This is a genomic window from Paenibacillus sp. FSL P4-0338, assembly GCF_038002365.1.
Classification (GTDB): Bacteria; Bacillota; Bacilli; order Paenibacillales; family Paenibacillaceae; genus Paenibacillus_AQ.
On sequence record NZ_JBBOCG010000001.1, the window covers coordinates 4,280,766 to 4,301,720 of the forward strand.

Annotated in this window: 15 protein-coding genes; 2 read left to right on the plus strand and 13 right to left on the minus strand. The window is 52.1% G+C overall.

The window, feature by feature from the left end; all coding sequences use genetic code 11:
• Positions 1 to 109: 109 nt before the first annotated feature.
• The 8 genes from MKZ07_RS18795 to xylA form a co-directional block, all read right to left on the minus strand.
• Positions 110 to 2,491: a glycoside hydrolase family 95 protein gene (locus MKZ07_RS18795; protein ID WP_341027113.1), complete on the minus strand. Its 2,382-nt coding sequence runs from the start codon at positions 2,489 to 2,491 to the stop codon at positions 110 to 112.
• Between the two features lie 109 nt (positions 2,492 to 2,600).
• Positions 2,601 to 4,343: an ABC transporter substrate-binding protein gene (locus MKZ07_RS18800; protein WP_036694954.1), complete on the minus strand. Its 1,743-nt coding sequence runs from the start codon at positions 4,341 to 4,343 to the stop codon at positions 2,601 to 2,603.
• A 183-nt stretch (positions 4,344 to 4,526) separates the two neighbouring features.
• Positions 4,527 to 5,426, minus strand: a complete 900-nt coding sequence (locus tag MKZ07_RS18805) for a carbohydrate ABC transporter permease (RefSeq protein WP_036694953.1) — start codon at positions 5,424 to 5,426, stop codon at positions 4,527 to 4,529.
• A gap of 12 nt (positions 5,427 to 5,438) precedes the next feature.
• Positions 5,439 to 6,425 (minus strand): ABC transporter permease, encoded by a 987-nt coding sequence (locus tag MKZ07_RS18810; RefSeq protein WP_372238090.1) that lies wholly within the window; start codon positions 6,423 to 6,425, stop codon positions 5,439 to 5,441.
• A 114-nt stretch (positions 6,426 to 6,539) separates the two neighbouring features.
• Entirely contained in the window at positions 6,540 to 8,318 is a 1,779-nt protein-coding gene (locus tag MKZ07_RS18815; RefSeq protein ID WP_235218425.1) for a sensor histidine kinase, read from the minus strand.
• 195 nt (positions 8,319 to 8,513) lie between these two features.
• Positions 8,514 to 10,058: a response regulator transcription factor gene (locus MKZ07_RS18820; protein WP_036694950.1), complete on the minus strand. Its 1,545-nt coding sequence runs from the start codon at positions 10,056 to 10,058 to the stop codon at positions 8,514 to 8,516.
• A gap of 118 nt (positions 10,059 to 10,176) precedes the next feature.
• Positions 10,177 to 11,673, minus strand: coding sequence for a xylulokinase (gene xylB, locus MKZ07_RS18825; RefSeq protein ID WP_036694949.1), 1,497 nt, complete (start codon positions 11,671 to 11,673; stop codon positions 10,177 to 10,179).
• Between the two features lie 501 nt (positions 11,674 to 12,174).
• A complete protein-coding gene (gene xylA, locus MKZ07_RS18830; RefSeq protein WP_036694948.1) occupies positions 12,175 to 13,494 on the minus strand; it encodes a xylose isomerase in 1,320 nt (439 codons plus the stop codon).
• Between the two features lie 424 nt (positions 13,495 to 13,918).
• Between xylA and MKZ07_RS18835 the strand changes: the two genes are divergently transcribed.
• Together MKZ07_RS18835 and MKZ07_RS18840 are read left to right on the plus strand one after the other, a co-directional pair.
• Positions 13,919 to 15,079: an ROK family protein gene (locus MKZ07_RS18835; protein WP_076159752.1), complete on the plus strand. Its 1,161-nt coding sequence runs from the start codon at positions 13,919 to 13,921 to the stop codon at positions 15,077 to 15,079.
• 229 nt (positions 15,080 to 15,308) lie between these two features.
• Positions 15,309 to 15,503: a hypothetical protein gene (locus MKZ07_RS18840; RefSeq protein WP_036694925.1), complete on the plus strand. Its 195-nt coding sequence runs from the start codon at positions 15,309 to 15,311 to the stop codon at positions 15,501 to 15,503.
• Positions 15,504 to 15,676: 173 nt separating this feature from the next.
• Here MKZ07_RS18840 and MKZ07_RS18845 read toward each other — a convergent pair whose 3' ends face one another.
• The 5 genes from MKZ07_RS18845 to MKZ07_RS18865 all read right to left on the minus strand — a co-directional run bounded on the left by MKZ07_RS18845 (position 15,677) and on the right by MKZ07_RS18865 (position 20,890).
• Positions 15,677 to 16,228 (minus strand): hypothetical protein, encoded by a 552-nt coding sequence (locus MKZ07_RS18845; RefSeq protein WP_036694924.1) that lies wholly within the window; start codon positions 16,226 to 16,228, stop codon positions 15,677 to 15,679.
• Between the two features lie 115 nt (positions 16,229 to 16,343).
• Positions 16,344 to 17,045 (minus strand): phosphodiester glycosidase family protein, encoded by a 702-nt coding sequence (locus MKZ07_RS18850; protein WP_036694923.1) that lies wholly within the window; start codon positions 17,043 to 17,045, stop codon positions 16,344 to 16,346.
• Positions 17,046 to 17,455: 410 nt separating this feature from the next.
• The gene (locus MKZ07_RS18855) at positions 17,456 to 17,692 is read right to left on the minus strand and encodes a glutaredoxin family protein (protein ID WP_036694922.1); all 237 of its coding nucleotides are present in this window, start codon (positions 17,690 to 17,692) and stop codon (positions 17,456 to 17,458) included.
• An 83-nt stretch (positions 17,693 to 17,775) separates the two neighbouring features.
• A complete protein-coding gene (trxB, locus tag MKZ07_RS18860; RefSeq protein WP_036694921.1) occupies positions 17,776 to 18,717 on the minus strand; it encodes a thioredoxin-disulfide reductase in 942 nt (313 codons plus the stop codon).
• 205 nt (positions 18,718 to 18,922) lie between these two features.
• On the minus strand, positions 18,923 to 20,890 hold the full coding sequence (locus MKZ07_RS18865) for a heavy metal translocating P-type ATPase (protein ID WP_051493450.1): 1,968 nt from the start codon (positions 20,888 to 20,890) through the stop codon (positions 18,923 to 18,925).
• Positions 20,891 to 20,955: the final 65 nt, after the last annotated feature.

The window sequence follows — 20,955 nt, forward strand, 5'->3', positions numbered from 1 at the left end:
ATAGAGGCATTTTAATTGTATGGAATACAGCTAAACGGATATTCAGCGGTACATCAGACGATTTAGTTGTACAGAGTGCAATTACGCATATCACTTGTCCCTTAGGTGCTCACACCCCCACCCAATACACCCCGCCAGCCATAACCTCAAGCGTACCGTTCAGCGCCTGTCGTTGGCCGTCTGCAAGCTGTAGCATCAGCTCTTGCGTATAGCCGAGGCGCAACGTTCCATCGAACCGGGCTGTAATCCGCGCGGATACCAGAACCCCAGCCTGCCATTCGATGTCCACCTCATACCCCCCGCGTGCCTTCAGGCCGCTGATACGGCCGTTCTTCCAGGCTCCCGGCAGCGCGGGAAGCAGCGCAAGCTCCCCGAGATGACTCTGCAGCAGCATTTCTGCAATTCCGGCGGCCGCACCGAAATTACCGTCAATCTGAAACGGCGGATGCGCATCGAACAGGTTGGTGTAGATGGAGCGGGTTAGCAGCGTGCGCACATAGCCGTAAGCCGCATCGCCGTCTGCGAGCCGGGCATAGAGATTGATCAGCCAAGCACAGCTCCAGCCGGTATGTCCCCCGCCGGAAGCAACCCGCTGCTCCAGCGTTAAACGGCTGGCTTCCAGCAGCTCCGGCGTGTCCCGCCTGTTAATCCGGTTGCCCGGATACAGGCTGTACAGGTGGGAGACATGGCGGTGCCCCGGCTCTGCTTCGGCGAAGTCATAGAGCCATTCCTGCACCCGTCCGCTCTTGCTGATCTTCAGCGGAGACAGACGGGCAAGCGTCTGCTCCAGCTCCTCCTGAAACTTAGCGTCCACGCTGAGAATACGCGCAGCCTCCAGGCAGTGCTGCATTAACTCAGCGATGAGGCTCATATCCATGGCCGAGCCCATAGATATACTGCAAGCCCTGCCGTCCTCCGTGACAAACCGGTTCTCCGGCGAAGTAGACGGGCTGGTAACCAGCCGGCCCTCCGGTCCTTCCACCAGCCAATCCAGGCAGAAGAGGGCTGCTCCTTTCATTAGCGGATAAGCGGTCTCGCCCAAATACTCCAAATCCGGGTTGAATTCGTAATGCTCCCACAGGTGACGGCATAGCCACACGCCGCCCATGGGCCAGAAGGCCCAGCTGGCATCTCCGCCAGACAGTGTGGAAGCCTTCCACAGATCCACATTATGATGGGCTGCCCAGCCGCGCGCTCCATAATGGATGGCAGCCGTTCTGGCTCCGGTCTCACTAAGCTCCTTAGTCAGCTCAAGGAGCGGTTCATGGCATTCGCTGAGATTGCAGACCTCCGCCAGCCAATAGTTCATCTGCGTATTAATATTGGTCGTGTAATTGCTGTTCCATGGCGGCTGAACATGGGGATTCCAGATCCCCTGCAGATTCGCCGCCTGTGTTCCGGCCCGTGAGCTGCCCATCAGCAGATAGCGGCCATATTGGAACAGCAGGGCCTCCAGTGCCGGGTCTTCTACCCCCTCCTGATAGGCAGCCAGACGTACATCGGTTGGCCGCTCCTCCGCCTCGTGACCGCCGAGATCCAGATCCACCCGGCGGAAGATCGCCTGATGATCCCCGGTATTCCTTCTCCGCAGCTCCTCATAAGTCTTACCCGCCGCAGCGCTTAATCTGCTGGCGCATAGCTCCGCCGGGCTTAGCATAGCTGTGGAATACTGAGCTGGCGCTGCGGCTCTATGGCTTGCTCTGGCCCGCACCTCCTCATAATCTGTCCCGGCAGCCAGCAGCAGCAGCACACGCTCCGCGCCACTGATTACCAGCTTGCCTGCGGAATTCCCGATACTTCCCCCGGTGACCTGTACATGCAGGTGCAGCTCGAACGCAACTCCAAGCCCCTCCTCATAGAGCACCGCAAGCGGATGATCCTGGTGGTAATTGTCAGCAATATGCGAGGGGCAGCGCCCCTTCATTACCAGCCCGTTCCCCTCCGCTGGACTAACGCTATGCTGTAATTGGCTGTCCAGTGCAAGCTCCAGGTGAATTCCTCCCGGCTGACCGCTTGTCAGATGCACGACACCGACCTGGTCCGGTGTGCTGATGAACACCTCACGGGTGAAGTTGCCCTGCTCCGTCTGGTAGGTCACTTTGGCAACTCCGCTATCCAAATCCAGCTCTCTTTCATAAGCCGTACAGTTCTCTGCGCCCGGCTGCGTAAGAATCAGGTCCCCGAGCGGCATGTAGGCCTGGGCGTTGACCCCCAGCATATGGGCATTCACCATATCCTCGGCCTCGCCATAGTGGCCTGCAGCGATTAGCTCCCGGGTTCTCTCCAGATACCTGAGCGCTTCATAATTATTGGTATCCCGGGGGAACCCGGACCATAAGGTATCCTCATTCAGCGAGATCAGCTCTCTGGCGGTACCGCCGAATACCATAGCCCCCATGTGCCCGTTCCCCAGCGGCAGCGCCTCTTCCCAGACGGCTGCGGGCTGGCTGTATCTAAGCTTCCACGCGGATTTCTTTTGTTTAGTTTCCATATTCTCCTCACCCTTCGTACTAAGTTCTGAATACAGCAAAAGGCCCTGACCTAAGTCGGGCCTTTCTGCCTTCTGCTATACTCTGGATCATGCTACATCCTATTAGGATTTACAGATTTTTGCCTGTCCACAGGGATACTCTCTTCTTCACCAGCTCAGTGAATTCTTTTTCCATATCCTGAGCGCCGGCTTTGTCCAGCTCAGCCAGGAAGGCATCATAGACTTTATCGAAATCAGCCGGTTTGGACAGAATCGCTTCCGGGATACGTTTACGTACGATGTCCTGGGTCTTTTTGAAAATGACTTGATATTTACCGTCTGTCGGAACCGGCAGGTTGTACAGGGCACCTGTTTCTTTTACAGGGAATTCATCCTCTTTCGGGAACAGGTCCTTCCAGGTAGTCGCTTTATATCCGGCAAGGGATTCCTTCTCAGCTTCTGAGTACGAAGCAACAATCTGCTCAGGGAAGCTTGTGGTGTAATAGTTGTCTGTTGAATCCTTCACGCCGTCGCCATACCGTGCACCGAAGATCAGGTACTGGCCGATCCCGGTTGTTTTTTGAGTGTTCGCTGTATCATTGGCTAAGCCGTCACGGATCTCAGGCAGAACCTCACGTTTGCCGTTTGCATCCACAGTATAGTGCTTGTCTTTAATCCCCCAGGTTCTCAGGACCTGGCCTTCATCGGAGGACATCCAGTCCAGCCATTTGATGATCCGCTCAGGATCTTTGGCTGCTGTAGTAATTGCGATACCGTAACCGTCGATACCGGTCTGCATGAAGGAATGATCCTTATACTCTTCGGTCAGGGTTACAGGGAAGTGTCCATAGGTATACTCGTCTTTGCCGGCAGCCTTCAGGGCATTCTCACCATCAGAGTATTCCCATTCCTGGGAGATCAGACCGAGTACACGGCCGCTGGCTACTTTCGCTTTGTACTGGTCATCCTTTTGTACGAAGGTATCCTTATCGAGCAGGCCTTGATTGTACATGCCGTTCAGCCAGCGGAAGTATTCCTTTTCTTCGGCGCGTTTGTAGTGAAGCTTCGCTTCGAAGGTCTCAGGGTCCACATAATATTCACCGTCATCCGGTGCGCCGGTTGTAGTGAAGGCCGGGTTGGTCACGGTGATCATAATCTTCCAGTCATCGGCATTCAGCGTCAGCGGAATCGTAGGCTGTCCATCGGTTTCCGGATGCAGAGCGACATAATCCTTCAGCACCTTTTCAAAATCAGCTACAGTCCGTACCTTCGGATAGCCTAGCTCTTTAAGCACACGATGCTGGATTTCAAATCCGCCTGTGGCATCGAAGGACTTCTGGCCGACACCCATATTCGTAGGAATCTGATAAATACTCTGATCGTCCAGGCTGTACTTCAGACGGTTCATGTTCTCGCCGTAGACCTTCTTGAGGTTAGGGCCATATTTATCAATGAGGTCCGTCATATCAAGGATCAGGCCGGCATCCACCAGGGTACTCAGACTACCTTTAGCGAAAATAATATCAGGAACGTCTCCGCTGGCTGCCATCATCGCAATCTTCTGGTCGCCGCCGCCGCTGCCTACATCGAATTCAGCTTCAAGGGTGACGCCTGTCTTTTCTGTAATGGCTTTACCAACATCATCCTGCATCTTGTTCCAGTTCGGACTGGCATCGGCACCGAAGAAGGTGAATGTAGCTGGCGAGGTATCTAGAGCCGTATCATCTGCTGCGGCAGTAGCATCAGGTGTAGTTCCTGTGTTGTTAGGAGTCGTATTGTTGGCTGCATTATTGCCGTTGCCTCCACAACCAGCGATCAGCATCGAGCTCATCAGCAGGAGTGTGAAGATGGTCTTGGTACTCTTGCGGTTCATTGTGTATCCCCCTTGTATCTTAATATATTGCCTCTATGCATATCAGGTGAGACCTGAATATACCATTGTGAACGCTTGCAAAACTACTATAAATATAAGTTTCCATTAATTACCTAAGCGGGTTAGCTGCCCGGCCCTGCACTGAACCCGGCAGCTTCTCCCCTGTCACTCCTGGGTTAAAGCCTATGCCTTAACTGCACCCAACGTCATCCCGCCGACAAAATACTTTTGCAGGAACGGATAGACCACGAGAATCGGCACGGTTACGACAATGGTAATCGCCATCTTGATCGACTCCGGTGAAATCTGCGCCATCTGTCTGGCCATATCATTCGCATTTGCCATGCCGCTGCCCTGATTGGTCGAAGACAGGACCTTCATCAGCTCGTACTGCAGCGTAGTCAGATGCGGCTTGTTGCCGTTGTAGAGATAGGTGGTGAACCACTCATTCCATTGTCCTACAGCCAGGAACAGCGCGACAGTTGCGAGTACCGGCTTGCAGAGCGGAAGGATGATTTTGTAGAAAATCATAAAGTCATTCGCCCCGTCCAGCTTAGCCGATTCCTGCAGGGCAAAGGGCAGTCCGTCCATAAAGGAGCGGATAATGAACACATTAAATGCGGCAACCGCACCCGGCAAAATGTAGATCCAGAACGTCCCGATCAGATGCAAATCCTTCATCAGAATGTACATCGGCACCATACCGCCAGAGAAATACATGGTCAAGGCCAGAAAAACCGAGATGAATCTTCTCGCTCTGAATTCCGGACGGCTGAGCGTAAACGCCAGCATAGAGGAACTCACCAGACCCAGCAGTGTACCTGAAACGGTACGCAGAATCGATATTTTGAAGCCTTGAATCAGGCCGGTATAGCTGAAGATCCGCTGGTAATTCTCCAGAGTCCAGACCCGCGGGAAGATATAGATGCCGCCCCGGACCGTATCTGTAGATTCATTGAAGGAAATCGCCAGCACGTTCAGAAAGGGATATAAGGTCACAATCATGACTAATCCCAGAGTGATGTAGAGAAACACGTCGAATATGCGTTCACCTTTAGACATTTGAAAAGCTTTGCCGCCCATTTGATCCCCTCCTTACATAATGCTTTCTTTCGTTAATTTCTTCATCACTCCGTTAGCCGTGAACAGCAGAATGACACTGACTACCGAGGTGAACATGCTTATCGCTGTACCATAGGAGAACCGTCCAATCTGTATCCCGTATTTAAGCGCATACAAATCCAACACTTCCGAATAATCGGTAACAAGATTGTTCTGCAATTGGAACTGCTTCTCAAAGCCGATTCCGACCAGATGACCAATCGACATGATCAGGAGTACCGTAATCGTCGTACGAATCCCCGGCAATGTAATATTGAACATCTGTTTGATTCTGCCTGCCCCATCCACCTTCGCCGCTTCATACAGCTCTTTATCAATGCCTGTAATCGCTGCCAGATAGATAATTGCATTCCAGCCTGTTTCTTTCCAAATATCCGCTGCGGTTAAGACTCCCCAGAAGTATTTACCTTTAGCCATGAACTGGATCGGCTCATCAATCACATTCATCCAGAGCAGCAAATCATTCACGATCCCCCCGTCAATCGCAAGCGTCTTGTAGACAATTCCGCCTACAACCACCCAGGATACAAAGTGGGGCAGGTAAGATATCGTCTGGACCGTTCTTTTGAAGACGCTTCCGCGCAGCTCATTGAGCAAGACCGCAAACAGAATCGGAACCACGAAGCCGAAGATCAGCCCCAGCATACTCATCGCCAGTGTATTTCTTAATACAAGGTAGAAGCGTTCATCCTGGAACAGCTCCCTGAAGTTATCCAGTCCAACCCATTTCTGTTCGCTGAACGACCTGACCGGCTTATAATTCTGGAAGGCCATTAGCCATCCCCATATAGGCACATAGCTGAATATAAATACCCAGATTACGAATGGAAGGGACATCAGGTATAAGTACTTTTGCTGGAGTACGCTTTTCCAAAATCCACTATTCCGTTTCGCAGGTGGGCGGGGGGTTACGCTTTCATTTGCTGTAACACCGCTTTCAGTGAGCGCTTTCACGATCAATATTCCCCCTTCGCTTTGATAGCTTTATCTTATCCCAGCGCCGGGGGCGAGAATACCCAACAGATTTCACGTAAAAACCTATAGAAATTAGACATTCTCCCCGCCTGTATCCCCTTAAGCCTTCAAATCACTGTCCCTAGGGATTGAAAATGTAATCCGTGTCCCCTCTCCTTCCCGGCTTGAGATATTCAGCCCGTGCTCCGCTCCGTAATACAGAGTCAGTCTCTGCTGCACATTGCGCAGCCCGATCCGGCCCTGCTCCTCTTCCTCCACCTTGGTGATGACCTCCATAATCTCGGACAGCCGTCCTTCCTTCATCCCGATCCCGTCATCCATTACAATCACCTGAATCTCCTGATTCTCCGTGAGGGTAATAGCGATGCTGACATGCACCGTGCCTTCCTTATTCTCCAGACCGTGAACGACCGAATTCTCCACCAGCGGCTGGATAATCAGCGGCGGTATCATCACCTCAGCGGCGGCGGGATCGAAGGTAATCTCATATTCCAGCCTGTCCTCGTACCGGAACTTCTGAATCTCCAGATAGGAGCGGATCATCTCAATCTCTTCCTTGATAGGCGCTCTCTCCCGGCCGACTTCCAGATTCTTGCGCATCAGCTTGCCCAGCAGCCGGACAATATTGGCGATCTCCTTCTCTCCCCTCAGATGGGCATTCATACGGATGGACTCCAGGGCGTTGAACAGAAAATGCGGATGGATCTGACTGGCCATCATCTTCAGCTTAATCTCCCGCTGCGCGATCTCCAGCGTACTGTTCTTCTCATTGCTCTCTATCACCTGGGTAATCAGCTGGTTGATGCTGGCTACCATGTAGTTGAACTGGCGCGACAGCTGGCCGATCTCATCTGTTCCGTCAATGTGAGAGACGACATTCAGGTTCCCGAGGGCCACTTGATTGAGCTGGCGGCTCAGCCGCAGCAGCCGATTGCTCGTCAGCAGCGAGATCGTATAGACCAGTACAAGCGCAACCAGCAGCACCCCGATTACGATAAACAGGCCCAGCTGACTCACCTTATTGGCATCGCTCAGAATACTTTTGGTCTCAAATACCGAGATAATCTTCAGCCTGCTGACACTCAGCTCAGGGATCATCTCATCGATGATGACGTAGGAATCCTTGTCCTTCACCTGGGTCGTGAACACGCCCTTGGACTGCGCCTGCACATCAATCCCTATGTCAAAAGCATCCACCGTGCTGCCCACCAGCTGCGGGTTTTTGGCAGATACAATATAGCCCTGCTCATCGATAATAATGGTCTCGAACGGCTCCTGGTGCAGCATCTGGTTCAGCTCATTCTGATTCACCTGCACCATCAGAATTCCTGACTTGCTATATTCTGGGTAGGGCACCTGGCGGACCAGGCTCAGCTTGTTGATGGTTCCTTTGGGGCTGTTGATATAAGGGTCCTTATCGTGGATATACATCCAGTAGATCTGATTGTTCTGCATAGCCTGTGTATACCAGTTTCTCGTACGGATCTCCGGCGTTACCGGCGCGATGGACATATCGTCCACCAGTGTGGGATTATCGATAAAAAAGCGGATATTGGAGATTTCCCGGTACCGCAGCACATATTCCTTGAGGTCGGTATAATTCAGGTAAGCCTTGGTCAGCTCCAGGATACTCGGATAATGCGTATTAACCAGCCGCTCCAGATCCTCATCGAAATAGAGCAGATTCGAAATATCTGTAGGGACACGCAGCTTGCTGTACAACTGGCTTTTGATCTTTTCCACGTTGTTGGTGGCCTGATCTATCGCTCTGTTCAAGGCTCCCTCCCGAAAATAATTCGTCAGAATAATCCCGGCAATCAGCACGGGAATCATCACCACTATGATATAAAAGAAGATCAGCTTGTATTTCAGCTTCATATTATTGACCATCCGCACCAGCTTTTTGATATCAATCTCCCCTCTCTATACAAACAGGCTGCTCCCGGTCTTCTGCAAGAAGGGGAACAGCCTGTATATCATAAGCCTCATACCTGATTATCTGCAAGCTTGCCGCGACCTGCAGTTCCAAATTTCCCTTCCGCTTCTTTTTGCTTTTCGTTAAGTGCTTTAAGTCTAGTTCTCCTTGCGGTACGCGCTTGGGGAGACGCCGACATATTTGCGGAATTTGGCGTTGAAGTAATCGGAGTTCATGTATCCAACCTGCTCGGCTACCTCATAGACCTTCATGCCCTGAGACAGCAGCTGCTTGGCCTTCTCGATCCGCACCTTATCCAGATACGTATTGAAGTGCTCGCCCACCTGGTTCTTGAACATTTTACCCAAATAGGCACTATTGTAGTTAAAAATCTCCGCAAGTGTACCCAGCTTCAAATTCTCCTTATACCGCCGCTGGATCAGATCCGTGATCCGCTTAATCTCATCGCCGCGCCCGCTTCCGCTGCCTGTCAGCCGGGAGAGCTGCTCCATATAGCCCGACACCAGCCGCTCTGCATCATGCAGATATCTGCTGCTGTAGACCTCGCCCATCGGCGAGGCTTGTCCGGCAATCAGCGGGCGCAGCTCAGGACTCGCCGCCTCCAGCCGGGCAATTGTGCTGCTGACAATCCGCAGCAGCTGATCCTTGATATAGGTCTCGTCCCGCTGGGTATGCACGAGCTGGCGGATAATCTGCAGCGTTAGCTCCCTGGCCACCCCGCTGCTTCCAGCCTCCACTGCCAGCAGCAGCTGCACCTCGATGTCACGCTCGGGGTCCGGCTCCTCCTCCGGTTCAACCGCAGCTTGTGCAGGCTCCTCCCAGAGGTCCGGCATTTCGCAGAGCAGTGTGTTCTTCTGCCCGAAGAAGGCATCCTCCAGCCGGGCGCGTGCGGCCCCGAAGGACTCACTGGCCTCCTCCGGCCGGACAGCTGCTCCGCCCGCTGCGGCCACGAACTCCAGCCCCTCCTTCGAGATTAGCTGGTACAGCTCCTGCCAGAGCGCCGCCCGGGCGCGTTCATCCCGGAGCGGCTCCTTCAGCAGAATTCCCATGTATGGGGGAAGGGTGAAGAAGAAGCCGCGCTCCTCCTCCTGCCAATGCCGCTCCATCAGCCGCTTCACCGCATCTTCGCGGGCATCTTCCCCCTTGTTAAGCCCTTTCAATTCCAGCAGCACCACCTCGCAGCTGCTGTCCTTAAGACCCAACTCGGCCGCCGGCTCTCCGCCTTCCTTCGACTGCAGCAGCTCCCGCACCAGCACCTCGGTGGTTCTTGCCGGCTCCAGCGCCTGCCATTCGTTGATCCGTTCTTCCAGGCTGATCTTCTCCCGCAGCTCCTGCAGATAGCTGATCAGTTCCTCCTCATCCACCGGCTTAAGTAAATAGCCGTCAATATGATAGGAGATGGCCTGCTTCGCATATTCAAAATCGGCATAGCCACTCAGAATCAGCACATGGCAGCCCGGATTCTCCTTGCGCAGCTCAGCGATCAATTCCAGCCCGGTCATTCCCGGCATGCGGATATCTGCCATCACAAGTCCAGGTTTCAGCTCACGGAATTTGTCCAGCGCTTCATAACCGTTAGCCGCTGTCGCCACTACGGTATACCCCTTTTCCTCCCAGGGAATCAAGGTGCGCATCCCTTCCCTCAGCTTGGGCTCATCATCCACAATCAGTACTTTGATCAATTGGGGCCTCCCTTCACAGAGCGTATTACAAACTTTACAGCAAGCTTATACCATAACCTATATAAAAGAAAATAAGCTGCCACCCTGTACAGGATGGCAGTCATTCCGTGCGGATATTCTATTTCCGGTAAGAAGCCAGCTTCTCATTCAGCTCGCGGGTCTGGCCGTATACATTCTGATACAAAGCGAAGATCCCGTCATATAGCGCCGCCTGATCTGCATTAGGGGTATAGGTCTCTGCCGGACGGATGAAGGCTTCCGCACATTCACCCAGGGATTCGAACCAGCCTGCACCGTAGGCTGCCAGCATAGCTGCGCCCATAGCCGGACCTTGCTCACTCTCCAGCTTGATGATCGTAGCGCCGAAGATATCAGCCTGCATCTGCAGCCAGGCTTCATTCTTGGCCCCGCCGCCGATCGCCACAACCTCGGTAATCTCTTTGCCGGATTCACGCACAATCTCAATCGATTCACGCAGCGAGAAGGTGATGCCTTCCAGCACAGCGCGGGTAAAGTGGGACAGAGTATGTCCGGAATCCATACCGATGAAGCTGCCGCGGATGCTTGCATCCGGGTGCGGTGTACGTTCCCCGCTGATGTAAGGGGTGAACAAGAGACCGCTGCTGCCAGCCGGGATTTCGTTCACTCCCTGCAGCAATTCGTCGAAGCTCTTGTCTTGCGCAAAGGTCTCCTTGAACCAGGTCAGGCTGTGTCCTGCCGCCAGGGTCACGCCCATAATGTAGAAGGCATCCTTCTCACTGTGGTTGAAGAAATGGACCTTGCCTTCGAGGTTAAGATCCTTATTGCTCTCGTAAGACAACACCACACCGGAAGTCCCGATGCTGCACATCGTCCGGCCTTCACCCAGAATGCCTGCACCCAGTGCGCCGCAGGCATTGTCTGCCCCGCCGGCGAACACCTTGGTGGTAGGCAGCAGGCCGGAGGCTTCGGCAACTGCCGGAAGCAGGGTTCCGGTCTGCTCGAAGGATTCCACCAGTCTCGGACAGAGGGAGACCGGCAGATCGAACGCTCCGGCAATCTCCGCACTCCACTGCTTCGCGCCAACGTCGAGCAGCAGGGTTCCCGCTGCATCGGAGTAGTCCATGGCATAGTCACCTGTCAGGTGGTAGCGCACATAATCCTTCGGCAGCAGGAATAATTCAGCCTTCGCGAGCACCTCCGGCTCATGCTCCTGGACCCACAGAATCTTCGGAAGCGTGAAGCCTTCGAGCGCGCGGTTTCTGGCGATATCGATCAGCTTGCTGCCAAGCTTCTTCTCAATCTTACGGCATTCCGCAGTTGTACGCGTATCATTCCAGAGAATGGCCGGACGCAGCGCTTTGCCTTCGCCGTCAACGAGCACAAGCCCGTGCATCTGGCCGGAGAAACTGATACCGTCGATCTGTCCAGGCTTAGCGCCCGATACTTCCATCAGACGCTTCAGACTGGCGATGGTTCCCTTCACCCAATCCTCCGGGTTCTGCTCACTCCAGTTCGGCTGGGGTCTGCTGAGCGGATACGCTTCAGAGTGCTCAAAGGCTACCTTGCCCTGAGGATCTACCAGTACAGTCTTTACCGCGCTGGTTCCAAGATCGACACCGATTACATATTTCATAGTTATCCTCCTAAAAGTTATATGAAGCATTACTTCTCTTGAAACGACTCCGCAGCCGTTCAAAAACACCTTTCACTAAAGGGACGGCCAAAGTACGCGAGAGGTACGCCTAAGATGCAGCCGCAAATGTATTTCCTGCAATAGATTCTCGTTAAATCGGCCAAAAATCGTAAGCTATTGCACTTTGTACACTAGAATTTGTTGAAAAGTCTGTTTTGTAGGGTACCCTCAAATATCTGTTGTACGGAATACAGCAGAATGCTGTTTCCCAGCGAAATTAGAGCATTCTACTGCACAAAATACACTCACACGGTCCTAGATCCGCAAGACTTAGCGCATTTATGGAATAATTTCACTTCTGCAGTTCCGATGCCCTACTACGCAGGAAACCCCGCGAGTCTGCATTAAAAAAGGGGCTGCCGAAGAATGCTCTCTTCAGCAACCCCCGTTGCGTGTATTCTCTAATGAATCTGCGGACAATCCCGCAAATCCCGAAGCGTCTTACTCAGCAGTCAGGATGTACTGGTTAAGTGTAGCTCTCAGCAATTCCTGACGTCCGGATTTGTTCGGACGCGGGCTCTCGTTGTTCAGCGCGTAGTCAGCCAGCGAAGCCAGTGTCGCTTTGCCGGATACGATGTCAGCACCAACGCCTTCGTTGAAGCTGCTGTAACGATCAGCAATGAAGTTCTCGAATACGCCGTCTTCCAGCAGCTTAGCAGCTACCTTCAGGCCCTTAGCGTATACGTCCATACCGGAGATGTGTGCCAGGAACAGATCCTCAGGCTCGAAGGAAGGACGGCGTACTTTGGAGTCAAAGTTGATTCCGCCTTTGCCCAGACCATCGTTCTTCAGTACTTCATACAGAGTCAGTGTAGCATCGTAGATGCTTGCAGGGAATTCATCTGTATCCCAGCCGAGCAATGGATCGCCCTGGTTCGCATCGAGTGATCCCAGCATACCGTTAATACGGGCTACATGCAGTTCATGCTCGAAGGTGTGGCCAGCCAGTGTAGCATGGTTCGCTTCAAGGTTCAGCTTGAAGTGCTTATCCAGGTTGTACTTCTGCAGGAATGCAATGCAAGTTGCTGCATCGAAGTCATATTGGTGCTTGGTAGGCTCTTTCGGCTTAGGCTCGATCAGGAACTGGCCGTCGAAGCCGATTTCCTTCGCATAATCAACAGCCATGCTGAACAGGCGGGCAATGTTGTCCTGCTCCAGCTGCATGTTGGTGTTCAGCAGAGTCTCATAACCTTCACGGCCGCCCCAGAATACATAGTTGTCAGCGCCCAGACGTTTACCCACTTCCAGACCCTTCTTCACTTGTGCAGCAGCGTGTGCGAATACATCAGCGTTGCATGTGGAGCCTGCACCGTGCATGTAGCGCGGGTTGGTGAACATGTTGGCAGTGTTCCACAGCAATTTTTTGCCGGAAGCCTTCATGCCTTGTTCAAGGATGTCTACGATGGTATCGATGTTGCTGTAGAATTCACGCAGGGACGCGCCTTCAGGGGCGATGTCCACATCATGGAAGCAGTAGTACTGCAGGTCCATCTTATCCATGAATTCGAATGCTGCTTCAGCACGGGCCTTAGCCTTGTCGAGCGTGCTCAGTTTGTCCCAAGCGCGGACTGCAGTTTCAGCGCCGAACGGATCGGAACCGCCAGCTGTTAATGTATGCCAGTAAGCCATTGCAAATTTCAGGTGTTCTTCCATTGTTTTGCCGGCTACGATTTCTTTGGAATTGTAGAATTTGAATGCATAAGGGTTGGTGGAACGGCTTCCCTCGTAAGAGATCTTGCTCACTGTTTCAAAATAAGCCATTTGTAAAATCCTCCTCGATATTTTGCTTCGCCCGCAAGCGTTTACAGCATCATCTTAACACATCTCTTTGACTTTGTATATTGGTTAAACAAAGTTTTTTTATTTTTATTTTTCTCGGTATTTCGATTGATCCCAGAGCCTATACCCACCCTTTTAAATTCCATATATATAAAATTATGAAATTTCACTTTCGCTCCAGTTCAATGGATGTAGTTGCATTTTTGCGCTCTTCATTCTAGACTAGGGGGCATACCCGCGCAGCGGAGCGCAGCTTCACAGCTACCCTCTTCCCGCACGTGCAAGGCCCCCGTTCTATCCTGAAACAACGGCTTTCCTCATTGTTACATGCCGCCGATCAGCAGACCGGACGAACATTATTGTATGAGACCTATAAATTCTTATATTGCAAAAGGAAGTGTGCTGCTTGAAAGTTACCGGTGATCAGGCGCTGGTCAAAAAAATTAACAAATCGATTATTTTACATACCATCCGTAAGCATTCTCCTATCTCACGGGCCAAGGTATCCGGGGTGACAGGCCTTAATAAAGCTACCGTCTCCAATCTGGTAGCCGAGCTATGCGGGCAGCAGCTGGTTACAGAAGCCGGACCCGGGGAATCCAGCGGCGGGCGCAAGCCGCTAATGCTGCATTTTAACGAAATGGCAGGAACTGTAATCGGGCTCGAGCTGCGTGTGAAACAGCTTAAGGCTGTACTCTGCAACCTGGGGGGCGGCATTCTTCATGAACGGGACAGTGTGCTGGAGAACCACGACTTCCCTTATGTGCTCGGGCAGATGCAGCAGATGATCTCGGAGCTGATCGCTACCGCCCCGCCTTCTCATTACGGACTCGTGGGCATTGGTGTCGGCGTCCCGGGAATGGTCGATGAGCAGGGCGTTGTCTTGTTCGCACCCAACCTGGGCTGGGAGATGGTTGATCTGCGTTCGATTCTGGAAAGCGCCTTCGCGGTGCCGGTCACCATTGATAATGAGGCCAATGCAGGTGCGCAAGGGGAGCTGAACTTCGGCGCAGCACGCGATGTTCGCCATCTGCTGTATATCAGCGCAGGCTCGGGGATCGGGTCGGGGATTATTATCGGCGGAGAGTTGTATAAGGGAGCGCGCGGCTATGCGGGCGAGACCGGACATATGACGATTGAAGCGGAAGGCAAGCCTTGCAGCTGCGGCAGCCGGGGCTGCTGGGAGCTGTACGCCTCCGAGAAAACCTATGATAACCCCGGCCTCTCCCTCCCGGCCCGCACAACGACCGGACTGGTCAAGTATGCGCTTGAGGGGCAGCCTGACACGCTAAGCCATTTCAACTCCATCGGCGAGTATCTGGGGATCGGAGTGACCAATCTGATCAACAGCTTCAATCCTGAGCTGATCGTTATCGGCGGCGCTCTATCGGAGGCGGAGCCGTGGCTCGTCGAGCCGCTGCGCCGGGTCGTGGCTGAGCGTACCCTCCCCTACCACAAGCAGCAGCTCGAAATCACCTTCTCCAGGCTGGGTAGCCGGGGAACCATGATTGGAGCGGGATTTTCAGCGGTCATGCATTTTCTGGGCAATATCCGCGTGACCCTATAAAGCATATTTACAAGCGGAACAGCTGCGGCATGCTTTTTATGACGCGGCTTGTTTTTGCGTGATTAAAGTAGGATCACTTTTGGCTAGCGCATAAATTCTTATATTTCTTAAAATCGCCGCATTTTTATCTGCATTTCCTGCTCTAAAAGGAGTAGCTATCCTATATAATAAGGATACTTGTGTGACATTTGTCACCATACCCTTTTTTTCTGAAATGGAGAGAGAATCCATGACTTATGTTGATACGTCTGATATTTCGGCGAAGATGTTCATAGCGGTGCTGCTGCTGCTGCTCATCATTGCTCCGCTCGTCAGCCTCGGTGTCCTGCGTCTGTTCCAGTCGCGGAAGAAATCGGGATTCCTCCTTATCGCCAGCGGCATTGCCGTCTATGCTGTCTTTCAGATGTTCATGTCTCTTACTTGATGGACCGGCGCGTTGCGCAGGAGACTCTATAACTGCTCAACGCCCGGCTGTTTCTCTCACTTCGTCATGCCTTAGTCCCCCACAGACCTCGTTCCTGCATATTGTGTTCTGTTTTCCGCACACGGTTGTAACCAATTGTTAGACTTTAGCTCTAATGATGACGGATAGGTGCGTTAATCAATTGTGTATATGTTCCAAGTACCTTTCTCATTCAGCCGAATGGCATACATCATTTTAATTGAGTCTAACTTTCCAGTCTTGTTGTCCAAACATTCCCCAATGACTGTGATATGCACCTGGTTTTTGATTGTGGAATTGAATTCTACACTTTCAACACCCGTGAACTTATATTGGAGGTTTTCACCATAGTAAAAGTCTAAGGCATCAGCTAATTTCTTATTAACAAACCCAGCTTGAAACTCCTCGTGGTTGTGCTCAACAAGTGCCTTTAGATTTTTTTCAAGAACATTTAGCAGTGGCCGCTGGTCTTCGGATAACTGATTTTCTAAAGAACTCACATCAAATGCTAGTTCAGCTTTAAAGGTATTTTTTTTTGACTGATCTGTTTCAGATGCTTTTTCGTTGCTATTGTCTTTCAAGTTGTTGTGTGAGGTCGTACTGGTTGCTTGATTTAATTCACCCGTTGGAGCCGCATTACTACAGGATAACAACAAGAACATGACCATTGAAAGGCTTAAAGCCAATCTAGCAATATACTTTGACATTTTATCCCACCTTTTTGGATGATATAAAATTAGACGTTATCAATGAGAAAAGGTTACACAATTATGTATTAAAAAGGAAACAAATAATGGATTTCCCATAAAAAGCATGATTGTATTAAGACCAAGTTGCTCCATTTACTGTGATAACACTATAGATGTTACGTGGACCACCTGAGACGTAAGGTACGCTGCTGTTTACTTGTTTCGCACGAATTTGTGATGCTGTGCTGCCATCCAACATAACTGCATCAGTACATCCAAGATATTTCATGATACCTCTCGCGTCCAAAGCTGTACAATTTGTGGCTTTGGTCATTGCAGCCATAATAATTTTGCTGCCATTATAACCTACTGCAGCACGAAAGTTAGCACCAAAGCTTAGATTTCCTTTTTCATCCTTGACGAGATTGTTGTAAGCAGCTTCGCTAGAAACTGCTTCTTGCAACTTTAAGCTGACACCTCCAATTGCCCAATCAATCCAGCCAGTCGGAATGGACAAGTCAGCAATCTTGTTGATGACCGAGACATATGCTACTTGATTTGTTCCGTTATTGGGTCGCATACAAACAAGCGTGCCGCGTTTTAATGTTGCATTGGTTGAAGCATAATTTCTTACTGGAGTACCACCGGATGTTACGGCAATACCATGAACATAGCCCGTAGTATCGTCAAAGTAAGTCCCGTTAATCCCGTACTCGCTAGAGGTTGTGAGATTTGTCCCCCCCAAATCTTTAATCCGTATTGTGGACATATCTGCTTCAATATAATCTACTGTAATTCCATTCCAGGTTGTTTGTCGATATTTCGCGTTAGCCATATTAATCACCCTTTTCATTTTGATGTGGAGGTGATATCGCGGGAATCAACCCTTGTCATTGTCATTCCCTAACAATAACGGTTGTCGATAATCCTTCACTTAGTAGGTGAATTATTAGATCTCTTTTACTACCCAATCGATAATTTTTAAGGATTATTTTGTATAATCCCATTGCTTCCCCTACTACTTTTTGAGGATAGTCGAGTACTAAGTAGGATGTTAAGCATCCTTACTACGAAGACGATTATAATAAGTACTCATCCCGCAGCAGCACCGCCAAAAATAACCCCAAAAAGTGCAGCTATAGTCTCGATGATGACTCAGATACTTTACGGGGACCCCAAAATATACAAAAAAACCGCCTCCCAGCGGGAAGCGGCCTGTGTATGCTATTCAATCTATTCAGCTAATTACTCCGTTGCAGCCAGAGCCTTGTCGAACTTGGTTTTGTTCATGCCTACGATCTTCATATCCCCGATCACCGTAATCGGCACGGCTCTCATGCCCATATCCCACACCTGCTGGGCGTACTCTTCGTTCTGCTCGATGTTGCGTTCTTCGTACGCTACCCCTTTATCGCTCAGGAAGCTTTTCACCTGACGGCAATGCGGGCAATTCGTCGATGTGTATACAATTACATTCTCCATAGTATGATTTCCTCCTCGTATCTAAGTATTAGACTCTGAGCTCTATTGTAGCACCGGAATCCGTGCTTCTCCAAATGCCAGACTTACATAATTACTGCGCTGTGCTCCAGGCTCTCGATATATTTCTCGGCATCCATAGCCGCCATACAGCCGCTGCCTGCAGCCGTGATGGCCTGTCTGTAACGGGTATCCTGCACATCGCCGCAGGCGAATACGCCGGGAATGTTCGTCTCGGAGGTTCCGGGATTCGATACAATATAACCGTTTGCATCCGTAGTGATTTGTCCGCCCAGGAATGCCGTATTCGGATGATGGCCGACCGCCACGAATACCCCGCTGGCTTCAATGAACTCTTCTTCCCCGGTCTCGTTGTTGATCACCTTCAGGCCGGTTACACCCTTATCTCCGGCAATCACTTCAACAGGGGTGCGGTTCAGTCCCCAGGTCACTTTGGCGTTATCGCGGACACGGTCCTGCATAATCTTCGAGGCCCGCAGCTCTTCACGGCGGTGCACCAGGGTTACCTTGGAAGCAAAACGTGTCAGGAAGCCCGCTTCTTCAAGCGCGGAATCGCCGCCGCCGACCACCACGATCTCTTTGCCGCGGAAGAAAAATCCGTCACAGGTAGCACAAGTGCTGACCCCGCGTCCGATGTTATCCTGCTCCCCGGGAATCCCGAGATACTTGGCAGTAGCACCCGTGGAGATAATCAGCGTATCCGTAATCAGCGTGCCCATGCCTTCCACGTTCAGCTTGAACGGACGGTCACCCAGTTCCACGCTGTTCACCCAGCCGGTCACGAACTGCGCACCGAAACGCTCTGCCTGCTTGCGCATATTATCCATCAGATCAGGACCCAGAATGCCTTCCGGGAATCCCGGGAAGTTCTCGATCTCCGTTGTAGTTGTAAGCTGTCCGCCTGGCTGCGGACCTTCGATAACGAGCGGGTTCAGGTTCGCCCGGGCCAAATATATAGCAGCTGTCAATCCAGCCGGTCCAGTACCGACAATAATTGATTTGTACATGATGATATCCCCCTTGAGATGGACGGAAAAGACGCCATTCCTTATTTAAAATAATTATAATCTAGTATTTATTATGATCACCTCAAGGGGAGTTGTCAATATGTCAGAACCGTTGTAAACGCTCCTTTTTGTGAACAATTCAATTTTAAGCAATTTAAAATAAGCGGGGGCACATATTCTGCTGCTCCCTACATTGCACCGGCTTCTAACGCAGCAGACGCAATCCGTTAAGGATAACGAGAATCGTACTTCCCTCATGCCCGACCACCCCGAACGGCAGCGCAATCCCCTGCACAAAGTTACTGATCATCAAGGCGGCAATGACCGTTACGGCAAAGATCATATTCTGCTTCACAATCCGCTGCGTCCGGCGCGCCAGGGCAATCGTCCCGGCAATCTCTTCAATGTTGTCATTCATCAGTACCACATCGGCAATCTCCAGTGCAGCCCCGCTGCCCTTCATGCCCATGCCCATGCCAACCGTTGCGGTTGCGAGCGCAGGCGCATCATTCACCCCATCGCCTACCATGATCACATGACCGTATTGCTCCCGAAGCGCCTTGATATGCGATACCTTATCTTCCGGCAAAAGCCCGGCGAACACAAGGTCAACGCCGCTCTGCCCCGCAATGACCCGGGCTGTAGCCTCGCGGTCACCGGTCAGCATCGCTACCTTGATCCCCAGATCATGCAGCTTGCGCACGGCAGCCGCCGCCTGGGGGCGAACGGTGTCCTGCAGGGCAATCATTCCGGCGATGGTCTCTCCGGCAAGGATCAGCGATACCGTTTTGCCTTCCTGTTCCAGACTGCTGCGCAGAGCCTTCCAATGGTCCGTAGCCGCCCCGGCAGCCGCCCCTTCCGCTTCATCCAGCAGATTGGACTTGCCGATCCGCCACAACTGGCCGTCTATGACGCCTTCAATTCCCCAGCCGGTAACCGACTGGCTCTCTTCAATATCCCGCAGCCCGATCTGCTCCGCTTCCGCCAGTGCGACAATGGCCTCTGCCAGCGGATGCCCCGACAGCTTCTCGATGGAGGCACTCACGGCCAGCAGCTCTTTCCGCACATACCCTTCTCCGGCGATGAAGTCCGTGACCTGCGGAATGCCTTCCGTCAGAGTACCCGTTTTGTCAAAAGCAACAACCGAGGTCCGCGCCATATTCTCCAGATGAACCCCGCCTTTGAACAGGATGCCTTTGCGGGCGCTCTTGGAGATAGCCGACAGCATGGCGGGCATGATTGAGGATACCAGCGCACACGGGGACGCCACGACCAGGAAGACCATGGCCTTGTAGAACGTATCGCTCCAGCTCCAGTCCAGCACAAACGGCGGCAAGGTGATCAGCAGTACTGTGGCAGCCACCACAACTCGGGCATATACGGATTCCAGCCGTTTGATAAAACGCTGCGAATCCGGCACTTCGTTCTCCGCCTCTTCCACCATGCGGATGATTTTGGCGAACAGCGTATTCTCGGCAGTCTTCGTCACTTCTATATACAGGGGGCCTTCTCCATTAACGGTGCCGGCGAATACTTCACTGCCGACAGTTTTGTCTACAGGAAGCGATTCTCCCGTGATGGAGGCCTGATTCACAGATGATTCCCCCCGGCACACCTTGCCGTCAGCAGGAACCAGCTCACCCGGACGGATCAGCAGCAGATCGCCCAGCACGAGCTGATCAATGGTTACCTCACTCATCGCGCCCTGCTCGATGCGGACCGCAGTGGCAGGCTTGAGGGCCAGCAGAGAGGAGATATCCTTTTTGCTGCGTTCCATCGTATAACTCTCCAGCGCTCCGCTCAGCGCAAAGATGAAGATCAGCATCGCCCCTTCATTCCAGTACCCGATGGAGGCGGCCCCCAGGGCAGCTGCGATCATTAGCAGATTAACATCCAGGTCACGCTCCTTGACCAGCGTCTCCACGCCTTCTTTCGCCTTCATCCAGCCGCCCAGTGTATACGAGATCACGTAGAGAATTACAGACAAGACCTCCGACCAGCCGCTGGTAGCCCAGGCTGCGAGCATAATCAGCCCGCTCCCCAGAGCGGCCTGCATTTCGGAGTTGCTGAGCATTGCCAGCGGATCGAAGCGGCGCGGTCCCGGAGTACGGGGTTGCTGCGCCCCTCCTTGACGCGCTATGGATTTGGGCATTGATTTCGAGGTTGCTTGCATAATAAATCACCTTCCTGAATGGTTTTGGTTAAGCGCACACTTGAGAATGAGAGCCATTATTAACA

Bases quoted from the DNA above. Each gene is read 5' to 3' on its own strand.
- MKZ07_RS18795 (WP_341027113.1), bottom strand. From the start codon at position 2,491: ATGGAAACTAAACAAAAGAAATCCGCGTGGAAGCTTAGATACAGCCAG.
- MKZ07_RS18800 (WP_036694954.1), bottom strand. From the start codon at position 4,343: ATGAACCGCAAGAGTACCAAGACCATCTTCACACTCCTGCTGATGAGC.
- MKZ07_RS18805 (WP_036694953.1), bottom strand. From the start codon at position 5,426: ATGGGCGGCAAAGCTTTTCAAATGTCTAAAGGTGAACGCATATTCGAC.
- MKZ07_RS18815 (WP_235218425.1), bottom strand. From the start codon at position 8,318: ATGAAGCTGAAATACAAGCTGATCTTCTTTTATATCATAGTGGTGATG.
- xylB (WP_036694949.1), bottom strand. From the start codon at position 11,673: ATGAAATATGTAATCGGTGTCGATCTTGGAACCAGCGCGGTAAAGACT.
- xylA (WP_036694948.1), bottom strand. From the start codon at position 13,494: ATGGCTTATTTTGAAACAGTGAGCAAGATCTCTTACGAGGGAAGCCGT.
- MKZ07_RS18840 (WP_036694925.1), top strand. From the start codon at position 15,309: ATGACTTATGTTGATACGTCTGATATTTCGGCGAAGATGTTCATAGCG.
- MKZ07_RS18845 (WP_036694924.1), bottom strand. From the start codon at position 16,228: ATGTCAAAGTATATTGCTAGATTGGCTTTAAGCCTTTCAATGGTCATG.
- MKZ07_RS18850 (WP_036694923.1), bottom strand. From the start codon at position 17,045: ATGGCTAACGCGAAATATCGACAAACAACCTGGAATGGAATTACAGTA.
- MKZ07_RS18855 (WP_036694922.1), bottom strand. From the start codon at position 17,692: ATGGAGAATGTAATTGTATACACATCGACGAATTGCCCGCATTGCCGT.
- trxB (WP_036694921.1), bottom strand. From the start codon at position 18,717: ATGTACAAATCAATTATTGTCGGTACTGGACCGGCTGGATTGACAGCT.
- MKZ07_RS18865 (WP_051493450.1), bottom strand. From the start codon at position 20,890: ATGCAAGCAACCTCGAAATCAATGCCCAAATCCATAGCGCGTCAAGGA.